The sequence below is a fragment of the Bradyrhizobium canariense genome (genome assembly GCF_019402665.1).
Lineage (GTDB): Bacteria > Pseudomonadota > Alphaproteobacteria > Rhizobiales > Xanthobacteraceae > Bradyrhizobium > Bradyrhizobium canariense.
Genome location: NZ_VSST01000017.1, coordinates 108124 through 120543, shown reverse-complemented (window position 1 = coordinate 120543; position 12420 = coordinate 108124). Strand labels below are relative to the sequence as shown.

Genomic DNA, 12420 nt, shown 5'->3' with positions numbered 1-12420 from the left:
GCGCTGACTCGACGAAGAGAGCGATCCAATGCTGGCGGCCCACCCACCCTGAGGAGCAGACGGGTAGCCACCATTCCAGCCCGCGGGTGCCGAGGCTGGTCCGGCCGCACCTATCAATTCTGGACCACCCTTCGCCAAACTCCTGCAACCTGCAACGGCGAGAGTGAGACAGGGAAGACGGTCAGCACGACCTGTGCGGGCTTGAGATGAGCAACTGCAAAAGCGAATATCACTTGTCGGCGAGAACACCGGCGTCAAGCGGAGGTCATTTCGTAAAGATTGGTTTCAACACCTCAGGAATTGCGATGACGAAAAACGACACCGTGTTCGACACGATGCGACCTGATCCAAACGGACGGAGACAATGGGCCGGCCGACTGGGGACGCGCGAGGCAATAAAACGGGATGGCCTAGAGCTCGACCCTGGCTCGCTAGTTTACTGTCCCCACGAGTGGATCAATGCCGCCGGCTACGTTGACCTCGAACTGGTCCGCAAATACCCGCTGATGTTCGCGGTCTAAAGTCGTGACGAACCAGAGCCGACGCGCAAGCGATCCGCCGTCCGACGAACCAGCGACTCGACGGCTGCTAAGCCGAGCGGTAAAACGCAGGCGTCCAAAGCCGCCTGTGGCACCTGTGCCGTTCGGCACTGAAACAGATCCCAACCGCGAATTTTCCCGGGTCGAACCGGAGGCCGTTTGGTTCTTCGTCTTCTTGCCGATCTTCATGCTGCTCTATTCGATCGTCGAGAAAATGCACGTGAGATAGCAAATAGCTAAAGGGTCCTGGTCAGAAGAAACCAAAATGCGCGTGCTCGCCATGTTTCTCATCCTCGGAATGTGCATCCCTTCGCCAGCGGCCGGACGTCGGCGGTGGGCGACACCTCACATCTGAGCCTCCCGCCATCCACCTGCGCAGCCCCGGTCGAGTGCACCGGCAGGGGCTGGTTGGCTTGAGGGCCGCTAGGCTGGACCGCGGCACGCCCGGGATAACAACTCAGTGAATGAAACTGTCTGCTGGACCCGCGAAGCACCCTGGAAAAAGACCGAGCCGACTTTTGTCCGCGCGACTTAAGTGGAGATGTCAAATGCTGACACTCAAAGTGATTGTAGCTGCTCTGGCCGCGGGATTTCTGATTTCGGTTTATTCCGGAGAATTCGGCGCCGATATCGTTCTCGCTATTGCCACGTGCCTTCCGTAGTAATTGTGCGCGATTGCGGAGTCGCGGCCCGACGCGTCCTAGTCCGGTATGATGCGCCGGGCCTAACCATTCCCTGCTTTCCCCGTAAGGTTTGGCTGAGTCAGAATAGTGCGATTCTACAAGCGGCTGATACGTCTGCGTCTTTGTGCAGCGCTCCTTGCGCTTCGCAGCAAAAGGCCATACCCGCGGCCACACGTTTGACGGACGCGATATACCTCCCAAGCTCGGTCGCGATCTCGACCCTCCCTTGATCATTTTGATCAGCGTCTGTACCTCGCCCTCGGTCCCACTGCTTAGGTTCGTGGTTTCGCACGCGCCAAGCTCCGGTTCGCGGGAGAATAGCAATATCGTTCCGTTCTTGGAACAAAATGCCCACTGCAGGGATTTCGGTTCTACCGAATTGTATTTGCAAACGAGACCATGCTGGGGCAGAATTTTCTGCACCGGGGCTGGCTGCATATTTCACTTGGTCCTTTTGACCCGGCTTCATTTGACCACGCGGGGCCGCAGCGATTTAACCACCCGCTGCGGCCTTCGCCGTATGGCCGCCAGCGTGACCGGCGGGCCGAAAATGGCCGCTCGACAAAGCGCCTGGTCAGCTTTGCTTCCCATGCATGCAGGCGATCACGAACTCCCGCTTTGCGCGACCTTGTCCCTCTCCTCTTTCGCCCGCACTCGAAAAACCACGTTCGGTAGCAAGCTACTGGCACTTTTCCAATTTCTGAGGGTTGCGAGGCGCGCCCTGCTGAGCCTGTGCAGCGCCTCCGACCAAAGCCAGAGCAATGGAAGCGGCCTAATCATTCTGCGCACTCCTACCTGCCGTCGATCAAATCGCTACAAGATAATAGTGGCACCTGCCTCGGCATCGCTCTCAATCAACTCGAGCAGAAAGCCCCTCGACTGCCCTTGGATTGTAGCATGGCAATGCTGGCGTGAGCCGGCGGGCTTTGGGGTATATTTTCTAAAAGCGAACTGAACCCCCACACCGCGCGCCTATACTGATCAGGATCCGGGATTTTTGCTGATCCTCTCCCGGGGCTGGACGGATATCAGGCCGCCGGGACAAGGTATTGTTTGCCCGGCGGCTTCATTTTCGTTTGTCGGCTCAGGGGAGCGCCTGCGAGCGTAACGCGGCGGACGTTCAGGCGACTTTTCCCCACCTACAACAAGCGGTCGCTCGCGCGTTCCGAGCCACCAGGAATCGATAATTTGCGAGATACCTAAGATGCCAGCTTTGCTGGCGGCATGCGCGCTCCTCGGCACACGAAATGGTCCGGCCACTATCCGCCCCGCAGTCCTGCGGAATGGCTGGCTGACGCCATGTGACCTGCAACATCGAATGCTTGAACGGCTGTTGCGATCGCAAGGTGGACGTGCGGCTCGAGACACTCCCGCAGGATCAGCCGTGGTCGCGCGTCGGCTTGCGCCTGGTCTGCTCAGACCGCGGCGCCGCAGGATCTGTGCATATCGTCCCGAACTGGCATGACAGCAGCGGGCAAGTCAGGCCAAGCATAGGCTTGAGGTTTTGATTCCAGCGATGAAGCACGTCACCGAACGCCCTTTTGCAGATCCAAAAGCCGCAGGCCGCCAGCTCGTCCAGCTGGCTTCGGGCATCGAGGCGATACAGGACGGCAGAATCCATATCGAGAAGATCAACTACTCCTCCCTCTACACGCTCCAGGGAAGCGGCGCGGAGTTCGGCGCCGGCATCAGGCGCGCTGTCGAGAAGGGCTGGCTGGAGCTGCACGAGAGCGGTACCTACGTGCGGCTGCTGAAAGCCGTAGGAACCTAGCATCACTGCCCGGCTTGCTGTCTCGCTAGCTCTCTTCCTCGAGCTGGCGGAGCGGCCCCCGCATCAACCCTCAGGCCCCCAAGCCGGGATCGTCTCTCGTTCGAGCTTAGCTTGGCTCTTGTTTGGTGCGGCCAATTCCTGGTCCAGGGCCTTCAAGCGAACGAGGAGATTTTCAACGATCTCCATGCAATCGGAATGCCGCAATGATTGCACGCCGCGCGCTGCCAGCTCGCGCTCCGAGATAGTCGCCCCGATGCTTTGGATGCTCACAAATCCCCCCGCAGAAAACATTGCCCCTCAGGTGCACTCAAGGGAAAGGCCGCAGCGTGGTTCCAGCCCCACTGCGGCCATCCCGGGCAACTACAAATAACTTGGTCTCAAATCTCGCCGGTGTTCCGACAGTAGAACACCCCGTTCCGAAAATGGACTCCGGACAACTACCGGTGGCGCCTTGTCACATTAGAGCGAACATGGCACGGCTTGCTTTCCCGCCCCTAATGCTCTCGGCTGCCCATCCAATTGCGGATTTGAGCGCCGGGAGTGCTAGGCCGGCCAGCGTGAACCGGCGAAAGAGGCCGCCTTACTGGCGGCCCCTCGATCGTTCTCTAGTCCACGCAGGACTGCCACGGTGCGCCGGGCCTGCCGCGAGTAACGCCTCAGAGAGTGACACGCTGGTTTAAGTTTTTACGCCAGCCTGAATCATGCACTTAGTGCGTGAGCTTTGAAGGACTGCCGTGAGCGAGGCTTCACAGGGGAAGGCCTGCTGTAGTTCGCACCCTAACGGTCACAATCGACGGTGTTAAGCATCACGGGACATATTTCGTCCAGAACTCCATCGTGTACCTGCAGTCGGCGCTTGGAAGTAAGGCAACCCACGTGGGAGGGGTGCCGCCAGAAATGACGGCCAAGCTGCTCCTGTCTGAACTCGTTCGCACCGGCGCTGGGGCAACGCACTAAGATCAGAACCAGCTGCGGTTATTTTGAAAGCACGCCTGTTTGGTGCGGTCCCAGATGAAATCCCCGCCGCCGCAGGGTGGACGGGGGCGAGAGGTCGCCGGGCATTCGTTCCGAACCTTGGCTCCCGTGCCCCAGCCGTCAACGACACATGCGCCACCGGTTGTCCTGTGACAGCCCTCGCCACAGCCACCCGCTGCGTGCGCCGCACTAGCAGCAGTGAGAACCGAGGTCGCGAGGAGCATTCCTTGTAAGATTTTTATCACTGCCAGACTCCTTGAAAGCGAATGACCGGAGCGAGAAGGAAAGATCATAACTCCTGCCGTGCCGCTTAGCTACGATCAGCGCGGCGCGAAGTTGCCGGCCCCGCGCGAACCGATCGACGATGCGCTCCGCTGTTCAAAGCTGTTGATCTAGCATTTTACAACCTGTGGAAAAGGAAGCCAGGTCAGCGCAGCTGTATTTTTCGAACCATCCACCTGCGCCCGTACTGGGACGTTCTGTTGCGGAGACGCGTGTGAGCCACTTTTTCTCAGTCCTGCTATTGCTGACCACGTTGATGCTTACGCTGTGTTTTGGCGTCGCAGCGTGGCGCGTTTCCGATGAGGCGGCGCTGGTAAGGCCGTAGCAGTGGCAGTGCCGCAGTATCGGGCACTGCTCAGATAGGTGACCTGGGCTCAAAACGCCCACGCCGGCGCTGGGCCTGCAGGCCTGCGTATGTGTTGTTATGGAAGGACGGGCCGATTGGATTTCACGAGCCTGTCTATTTTGAATCGAATTAGCAATCTTGTGAACTAAATCACTGCATAATCTTCCGTTGTGCTGTTAGGATTCATTTATTGATTTGCCAGGATGCTCAACGCAAAAGATCGAGCGCGACCGCGTCGTGATGTTCGCGCGAAGCAGATTTGATTCTGCCGGCTTGTGTGTGCCATTCCGACGATTCAGGTGTCGGATCAAAGTCGCCGCGTAAGAATGTTCATTTGGAGGAAGCCAATGAACGAAACCTTCTTACCCAAGCGTTTAACCTATTGCTGTCGTTCAGTGCCGTTGAGAACACTCGTTGCGACCTTACTGGTTGCTGCGCCTGTCGCGCTTGCGTCTGCGCAGACCGTTGCTCCCGCGGAAGGCGCGTCGAGCGGCCAAAATAGCACTATGCGCATCAATCGAGACGACGAGGGCGCCCCCCTTTCGCTCGAGGCCGTCCAGGACGGGGTCAAAAACTTCGGATTGCGCCGGGCGGGCGTTGGGCTACCTCGTGCGACGAGCGCGGATGACACCAAACGCCGCGACTTCGGGCCGACCAAGTCTGACGAATCAGTGGCGGATCGGTTGGTTCCCCCTGCCGATCGCAAGCCGCCGCGCGATGCACTTCCGCATCGGGGCACTGAGGCGACAACAGTCCAAACGGAGGCGCCCAACAGGCCGCTCTCTGCGCCAAAGGATCGCCCGAAGCCTCCGGCCAATTATCCTTCGCGCGGCGCGTCGGATGTCCGATCGTTTGAGGCCTATCGGCTTGGGTTCTCGGGAGGGACGACGACACCGGCCACCGGGATCGACCCGCGCATACGATCGGATTTAGCCGCAGGGGAGCGGACTGAGACCTATGCCTTTCTGCTGATGGATTTCCTGCCGGACGCGGCCACGGAGCGCACGCTGATGAGCGAGTTCGGGGTCGCATCGCTCGGGCTGCATGGGACAGCACTCAAGGTCCGCGTCCCCCTGCAAGCCCAGGCGTTGGAGGGTATTGCCAGATTGCCCGGGTTTAGATCACTGGCTTACCCCTTGCCCGACCAAAAATTAGCGCCGGAGCTGAGATCTGCCATCGAGCGTTTCGGGGCCGAGGTGGTTCGATTTCCAATTGTCATCAGCCTGTTTGAAACTGATCCCAAAACTTCGTTCGCCGAACGGGTCCAAGCTACGGGTGCGGAGGTCGGTCGCTACGACCCGGTGTTGCGGAGCTATGAGGCTCTCGCAACACCCGAACAGATCCGCATTCTTTCCGGTTTGGATTTCATCCTGTTCATCGAAATCGAGCGTCGCAGCGGCGGCGGACACGATCAGAGCATGGCTACGAATGGCGTCGATTACATCCGAGCGTCCGGCTTCCTGGGTGCGGGAACTGTGTTGGGCTTACTCGACACCGGCGCCATGTTGGGAAGCGCGGCGGCAACCATGCACCAAGACCTCAACAAGAACGGTTGCGGGATTAATTTCACGAGTGACGCTGCGGGCGTTTGGAATGATCAGAATGGCCATGGCACTCACGTCCTCGCAACCATCTCCGGAACTGGGGCTGCGAAAGCGCGGTTCCGGGGCGTCGCAACTGCGGTCGGTTCGCGTGAGCGCATCCGGGTTGGAAAGATCTGGAAATCGACCAACACTGGACAAAACTCTTGGTTGCGGGACGCAATCGACTACATGGCGGACCCGACCAGCTGCGACGCGCCACGCCCCTCTGTCATCAATCTGAGCGGTGGGGCGAGCGGATCGGGACAGACTGGAACCGATTCCGAATCGCGCAAGCTCGACGCCCGCGTCTGGGAAACACGCCAGGCCTACATCGTGTGCTCCGGCAATAACGGCCCGGGCGCACAATCGATCTGGTCTCCCGGCGTGGCCAAGAATGCTCTTACGGTCGGAAACGTGCAGGACGCGGGATCGAGCTTGGTTGGCGAACTGTCCGGCAGCAGCAGCCGCGGCCCGACCGGCGATAATCGGATGAAGCCAGACCTCGTTGCAACAGGTGCTGTCGTGACCTCCGCGCAGGCGGGAACGACGGATGGTTATGTGGATAAGAGCGGATGCAGCATGGCAACGCCACATGTCAGTGGCATCGCGACGACGTTGCTGGAGCACTATCCTGATTTCAGAGATCGACCGCACTTGCTGCGTGCCCATCTCATGGCTTCCGCTACGCTGCATTCGGACGAGGTCAGTCCGGCGAACAACACCGGTGGCGGACGCAATGATTTTGGGCTCGGACGCGTCTCCGATTATCAATCGCATTGGGCGCGCCTCGACCCCAACGGCTGGAGCGGCCATTGGGCGTGGATGACAATCACCGACAAGTCTTGGGGCTTCTTCGACATCGACGTGCCTCGGGGTACCAAGCGGGTCGTCGCTGTGCTTACTTGGGACGAGCCCGAAGCGAGCGCAGGGGCATCACAGGCGGTGACATACGATGTTGACCTGTGGGCCGATCCCGGCGCCAGTTGCACGCCGGACGCAGTTGGACAATGTGGTGGCTGGGCCTCGCAGTCTAATATCGACAACGTCGAATATCTCATCATCGACAATCCGCCTCCTGGCGTTCTCCGGCTCAAAGCAATCAACTGGAGAGCTCCCTCATTTGGCTTGCCGGTGGCAATCGCAGCTAAAATCATTCGCGGCGATCCAACGCCTGCGATTTCGATGACGGCTACGCCGAGCACAACGTCTCCCGCGATCGGCTCGACCTTCACAATCAAGACAACCATTTTCAACCCGAGTTACGAGGCATATGGGGTTCAGGTGTCAGCGGCGGCGGGGTCTAGCGGTCTAAGCCTGCTCGGGGTCTCGACCACCCGCGAGGATGGCGTGGCGATGGATTTTTCAAATGCGGCCAGCCTCACACTTGGCACTGTGACGGAGGCCGATACGCGCTCCGCCATCTGGAAATTCAGTGCCACCTCGCGAGGCCCGCAGACCGTCCGCTTCAGCGGCCGTTCCAACAATGGCGGCACCGTCTTCAAGAGCGTGACTGTTACACCTTGAGCACCCAGGACTGAGTTTGACCAAGTCGCCTGAGACATTCACACTTTGCTCTCAGCTCAGAGTTCACGGTCGGCCGACTCACCAATGAATAGTTGTTGACTCCAGGGGAGAGCACGCGAGGGTTCGAGACGATAGCCCGAATAGCGGACCTCTCCGAGATCAGCAGCTTCGGACCAGAGGCCGACCTTCCGCAGAGATTTTCGGATCCGTCAGTTAACGGATTAGTAACGGCTTCTTGCCAGCCTGAATCATTGCAGATCGTCGCAACTGCGACTTCAGAAGCATATCGTCTCTCTCAGTTCATACCTGCTCGGTTGGCAGTCTCATCAAGGGACAAGTCCGCTATGTGCAAGGGAATTCTGATTTCGCTTAGTGCGCTGTTCTTTTTGCTGGTTTGCGATCAGTTCTGGTCGAACGGCCGCTATACGGACGTTGCTATCGTGATGGCGAAACACATCAGTCGCTCTTTCGGTGTCTGATGCAGCCAGTTTCACGAGCTCGAAATGACTGTCGCAGATGCTCTTGACGCATTGAACCAGAGAGAATGCCCGGATTGCTGGTCAAAAAAGATGTTATCTGGATTGCGGGTTGACATTGCGGAGCACTTGGAATGCCTCGCCTGTGAGGCACGCTTTTACGTTGCTCCGCGACCTCCACATGCCATAGTTTTCATCCGACAATAGGTCCATGCGAGAATCAACAAGCGCTTGCATTGGTCAACAGCGCCTGCCGTCATTGCCGACCACCTACCTGCAGCCGCGGCAGATCGTAAGCTTGCGCTGCAATACCTCATCTACTTGCTCAACCAGGTGCTGTGCCGCGATGTTGTCTGCCCCCGAATTGGGCTAGGAAGGTCTTGCTGCGCGGGACTTCATGGTTCGCGCCGCGTAACCTGACGTTTTACTATCGTCAACCGTGCCGACGCTAAAGCCATCGTAGTCCCCGGCTGGGCTGAGGACCGACGCAGGCGCGCCGATCAATGGTGTAGACAAAACCTTGTTCGACGCTGCCGGCCGGAGAGCGTCGGTCCGCGATGACGGCCCGCCATTGGTCTTCGCCGAAGGCCTTGGATTCTTGGCCGGCGCCGGTGGCGACGATACTTTGGCCGCCGCCGTTGTCGGCCAGGCATTCTTAGGGGTGGCCGGAGTGCCGGCTCCCGTTCGCTCGATGGCGGAGCGAGCGGAAGCGGCGGAGCGACTAAGGTCTGACCTATGGCGGCGCCCTGCTACCAAACGCCAGCAGACACGAAGCCAACGACCAACAGCGTCGCGCTTTTCATCCGCGTCATTCAAACGGCTTTGGTTGACCATTGACGCATGATCCTCCGAAATATCCAGCTCATATGGCGATCAACGTTGACGGAAATGGGAGGGAGGGGCGTCTGCACGAATCCGGAGCTTATTTCATAACGTGGCGCGCACGGCCCGCTCTCGAGTCAACGCACCGCTCTCATGGACATGATGGACGAGACCAGACACTGCCTATCGATCAAAGTGTCGCATTGCCGACTGATACAGGCCAATAGAGCTGACTTTTCTTATCCGGCTCGGTTCGACTAAAACCAGTTGGACACAAAGGAACCGCGTCGATTGTCGCGTGGCTAGTCGAATGGCCGACCAACCAGTATTGCCGGCATGAGCGAGGTATCATACTGATATGCAAGGGTCATCCCCAGTCAACGAAGGCCTCCTGAATCAGCGCCTCATAGAGCTCGGGTCAATAGCGAGCTGGGCGCCGCAGACCCTTTCGAACCTCGAAGGTTTTATTCGCGCCTCCGGCGACTATGATCTCTTTCGAGTCAATCCTATCCAATATGCGATTGCCAACGGCCTAAGTGACGCCGAAGGAATCGAGCTGTTCGTGCACGCCGCTAAGGTTGGCCTATTCGAGATGCAGTGGCTGCTCATCTGCGCCTATTGCCCGCAGGTCGCCGGCACTTTTCGTGAGCTAGACCAGGTTCATCCACGTTTCCAATGCGAATTCTGCAACGCCCTCAATGAGGCGGCGCTTGACGACTACATCCAAGTCACCTTTACGGTCTCGAGTTCGGTTCGCGACATCCTATATCGTCATCCGGACATGCTGTCCGTCCAGGACTACTATCTCCGTTACAACTTCTCCAAGGACTTCAAGCCCCCGCACGGAATGACACACGAGCAACTCGTTGCGGCACTCTCGCGGGGATTTGCCGATATCGAGGCGGGTCAGCGGTTGAACTTTGAATTCGCCGTAACGGCCGGCCGATTCGAGGTGCTCGATCTTAGCCATAAGCTTCTTCTGGTTTTCTTCGCGAACGGTGAACCGGCGGAACGCCAAGAAACGCTGGTCCAGCTCGAATCGGGCCGGTTCGTAGTTGCTGATCGGCCCACTGGACCGAGAAATATGATCCTTGGCGACGGACGCTTTGCGTTTCGACAGACGGCCGATCTTAGCCCAGGCAAACACATCATCCACATTGAGAACCGCACCAAGGATCGAGGCCGCTTCTGGTTTCTCCAGTATCCTTCCCAGTTCCAGCCCCATCTGGTCGAGTATGAGCCTTTTCTTTCCGGTAAGCGATTATTGCTCACCCCCTGCTTCGCCGAACTCTATAAGACTCAATTGGTGGACGAGCGCGATAGTCTAGCCGTTTCCGACATCACTTATCTGTTCACTGATCTAAAGGATTCGACTCCGCTGTACGAAAGCATCGGCGATGTGAATGCCTACTTTCTCGTCCGTCAGCACTTCGACATTTTGAATAAGATCATTAGGAATCGATCTGGCACGATCGTGAAGACGATCGGCGATGCAGTCATGGCTGGCTTCGAGCGTCCACAGGATGCCGCTGTTGCATCCGTCGAGATGATCGAAGAGCTGTCGCGATTCAACAAAACCGCTTCGCGGCCGCTCGGCCTCAAAATCGGCGTGCACAGAGGCAGGGCCATCGCCGTAAGGCTCAACGATCGGATCGACTACTTCGGACAGGACGTGAATATCGCCGCCCGTGTGCAAGGTCTAGCCGGTGTCAACGAAATATGCCTGACAGAGATGGTGATGGAGGCTCCCGGAGTCAGTGACATCGTCAAAGGATGCCCGGCGTCGCGCGACTACCAAAACTTGAAGGGCATCGGTCAGAAAATGGAAATACATCGGTTCAAAATTTCTCCCACGCAGAGATGAACGACCGCGCCCGTCCTGCGCAGCGGCAGACCGATTCTCGGCTGCGGTTTACCGCCAATTTTCGGCGCTGCTGCGTTGGTCTCCTGTATATTCCCGGCGGACGACGCCAGCAGGCATCAGCGTGTCTGCGTTCCCAAGCCGCGCGATCGTTCGGGTATCCTTCATTATGGAATATCGAAGTCGAGTTTACATCAAGATCGTGTTGCGGAAAGCCCGCCTGGTTAGTTACTGAGCTAGAGGGATTCCACGTGTGGCCTTAGCACGTCAACCGTCTCAATCAGCCCCGCAGCTTCCATCACGAGCAAGAGCTCCGCCGGCGTCATTTCCGGTTTCTTGAAGCGTTCGCGCATACACCGAATGGCTGCAACAGCGCGAGCTTCGTCGAGCGCGATAGTATCCGCAATGAAAGCGTCGGCCGATTTCGCCTCCATGTTCAGGTCGGAAAGAACTGCCGCGGGAAAGTCCTTAAGGTTTTCGGTTACGATCATTGCGGCCTGCGTCTTGGCCGCCGCAGCAACAACGTGATGATCGCCAGGATCGGGGAGCCCAGCCGCAACGGACAAGAAGTTGTCAAAATCCGTAACCATGGCATCTTCAAAGGCAGCTTCCATGCTGGCGCGCGCCCGCTCTGCACGCGCCGCGGCATCGGCAAAGCCTTTGGCGTTCAGGATCTCCTCGATAGCTGTTTCGGTCTCATCCAGAACGCGGCTTGACCAGCGGAGACGAAAAAATTCCGCCTCCGCCAATGAGAGAAGCAGGTTCCTTTTGAGCGCGCTTGCAAGCGAGCACGCATCGACGAATGCGGTGAAGCGGTTTGCAAACAAGCTTACAGGTGCTCCGCGTCCTGCTCAGCGAGATTCGCAAGCGCTTTGCCCCGCTTCTCATCACGCGTGCGCTTATATGCGAATAGGTCCTCTGCCCTAATCCTGCGATGACGCCCCACTGTCACGTGCTGAATTTCGTTCTTTTCGAGCAGCGAGACCAGAAACGGACGCGAGACATTCAGAATGTCGGCAGCTTGCTGCGTGGTCAACATCTCATGCACAGGCACAAGCGTCACCGCATCGCCGCGACCGATATGCCGCAGCAATTCCATCAAAAGACTCGATAGCGCCGGCGACAAGGTTATCTCAGCAGCCTGCTGTGCATCGTCGAGCAGTCGCAGTTTGGCATCTCCCGTCGCATGCGAAGCGAGTATCTGACGAAGCTGGTTGGCTGCCGCCTTCTCGCTCGCGGAAGGCAGGCGAGTACCTCCCAGCTCTTCAGCGTAGGCTGGCATCGTCATCGTATCTTCTCCCCTGTACGGCCTTTTGTATAGGCCACATTCGAAATAAACGCAACAAGCGAAATAAACGAAATGGCCCAAAGTTCCTGACCAGCTGGGCCCCCTGCCCTTTGTCCCAAGCCGATCCTTGGGAACTTTTGGCGTTTGCCGTGCCTCATGAGCTGGTCGGCTAGGAATAAATTCCAAAATCTATGTTCTGCGAACAAATAAAATTTAGCTATATCAATGGCTTTAGCCAGCTCGCCCGACATTTGAACAGAGAGATTCTTA

7 protein-coding genes are annotated in these 12420 nt (G+C 58.0%); 3 read left to right on the top strand and 4 right to left on the bottom strand.

Annotation, left to right across the window (positions count from 1 at the left end):
- Positions 1–431 precede the first annotated feature (431 nt).
- A complete protein-coding gene (locus FXB41_RS09210; RefSeq protein WP_219681392.1) occupies positions 432–728 on the bottom strand; it encodes a hypothetical protein in 297 nt (98 codons plus the stop codon).
- A 2010-nt stretch (positions 729–2738) separates the two neighbouring features.
- Between FXB41_RS09210 and FXB41_RS09205 the strand changes: the two genes are divergently transcribed.
- Positions 2739–2993: a hypothetical protein gene (locus FXB41_RS09205; protein WP_219681390.1), complete on the top strand. Its 255-nt coding sequence runs from the start codon at positions 2739–2741 to the stop codon at positions 2991–2993.
- A 959-nt stretch (positions 2994–3952) separates the two neighbouring features.
- On the opposite strand, the gene FXB41_RS41910 is transcribed toward FXB41_RS09205, so the two are convergent.
- The gene (locus FXB41_RS41910) at positions 3953–4192 is read right to left on the bottom strand and encodes a hypothetical protein (protein WP_083870004.1); all 240 of its coding nucleotides are present in this window, start codon (positions 4190–4192) and stop codon (positions 3953–3955) included.
- A gap of 751 nt (positions 4193–4943) precedes the next feature.
- On the opposite strand from FXB41_RS41910, the gene FXB41_RS09200 reads away from it, so the two are divergent.
- Together FXB41_RS09200 and FXB41_RS09195 are read left to right on the top strand one after the other, a co-directional pair.
- Positions 4944–7703 (top strand): S8 family serine peptidase, encoded by a 2760-nt coding sequence (locus tag FXB41_RS09200; protein ID WP_219681388.1) that lies wholly within the window; start codon positions 4944–4946, stop codon positions 7701–7703.
- Between the two features lie 1656 nt (positions 7704–9359).
- Positions 9360–10865, top strand: a complete 1506-nt coding sequence (locus FXB41_RS09195; RefSeq protein WP_219681386.1) for an adenylate/guanylate cyclase domain-containing protein — start codon at positions 9360–9362, stop codon at positions 10863–10865.
- 233 nt (positions 10866–11098) lie between these two features.
- On the opposite strand, the gene FXB41_RS09190 is transcribed toward FXB41_RS09195, so the two are convergent.
- Positions 11099–11689: a VapC50 family PIN domain-containing toxin gene (locus FXB41_RS09190; RefSeq protein WP_219681384.1), complete on the bottom strand. Its 591-nt coding sequence runs from the start codon at positions 11687–11689 to the stop codon at positions 11099–11101.
- A gap of 2 nt (positions 11690–11691) precedes the next feature.
- On the bottom strand, positions 11692–12150 hold the full coding sequence (locus tag FXB41_RS09185; RefSeq protein ID WP_007601819.1) for a helix-turn-helix domain-containing protein: 459 nt from the start codon (positions 12148–12150) through the stop codon (positions 11692–11694).
- Positions 12151–12420 lie beyond the last annotated feature (270 nt).

Bases quoted from the DNA above. Each gene is read 5' to 3' on its own strand.
- FXB41_RS09185 (WP_007601819.1), bottom strand. From the start codon at position 12,150: ATGACGATGCCAGCCTACGCTGAAGAGCTGGGAGGTACTCGCCTGCCT.
- FXB41_RS09195 (WP_219681386.1), top strand. From the start codon at position 9,360: ATGCAAGGGTCATCCCCAGTCAACGAAGGCCTCCTGAATCAGCGCCTC.
- FXB41_RS41910 (WP_083870004.1), bottom strand. From the start codon at position 4,192: ATGCTCCTCGCGACCTCGGTTCTCACTGCTGCTAGTGCGGCGCACGCA.
- FXB41_RS09200 (WP_219681388.1), top strand. From the start codon at position 4,944: ATGAACGAAACCTTCTTACCCAAGCGTTTAACCTATTGCTGTCGTTCA.
- FXB41_RS09210 (WP_219681392.1), bottom strand. From the start codon at position 728: ATGAAGATCGGCAAGAAGACGAAGAACCAAACGGCCTCCGGTTCGACC.
- FXB41_RS09205 (WP_219681390.1), top strand. From the start codon at position 2,739: ATGAAGCACGTCACCGAACGCCCTTTTGCAGATCCAAAAGCCGCAGGC.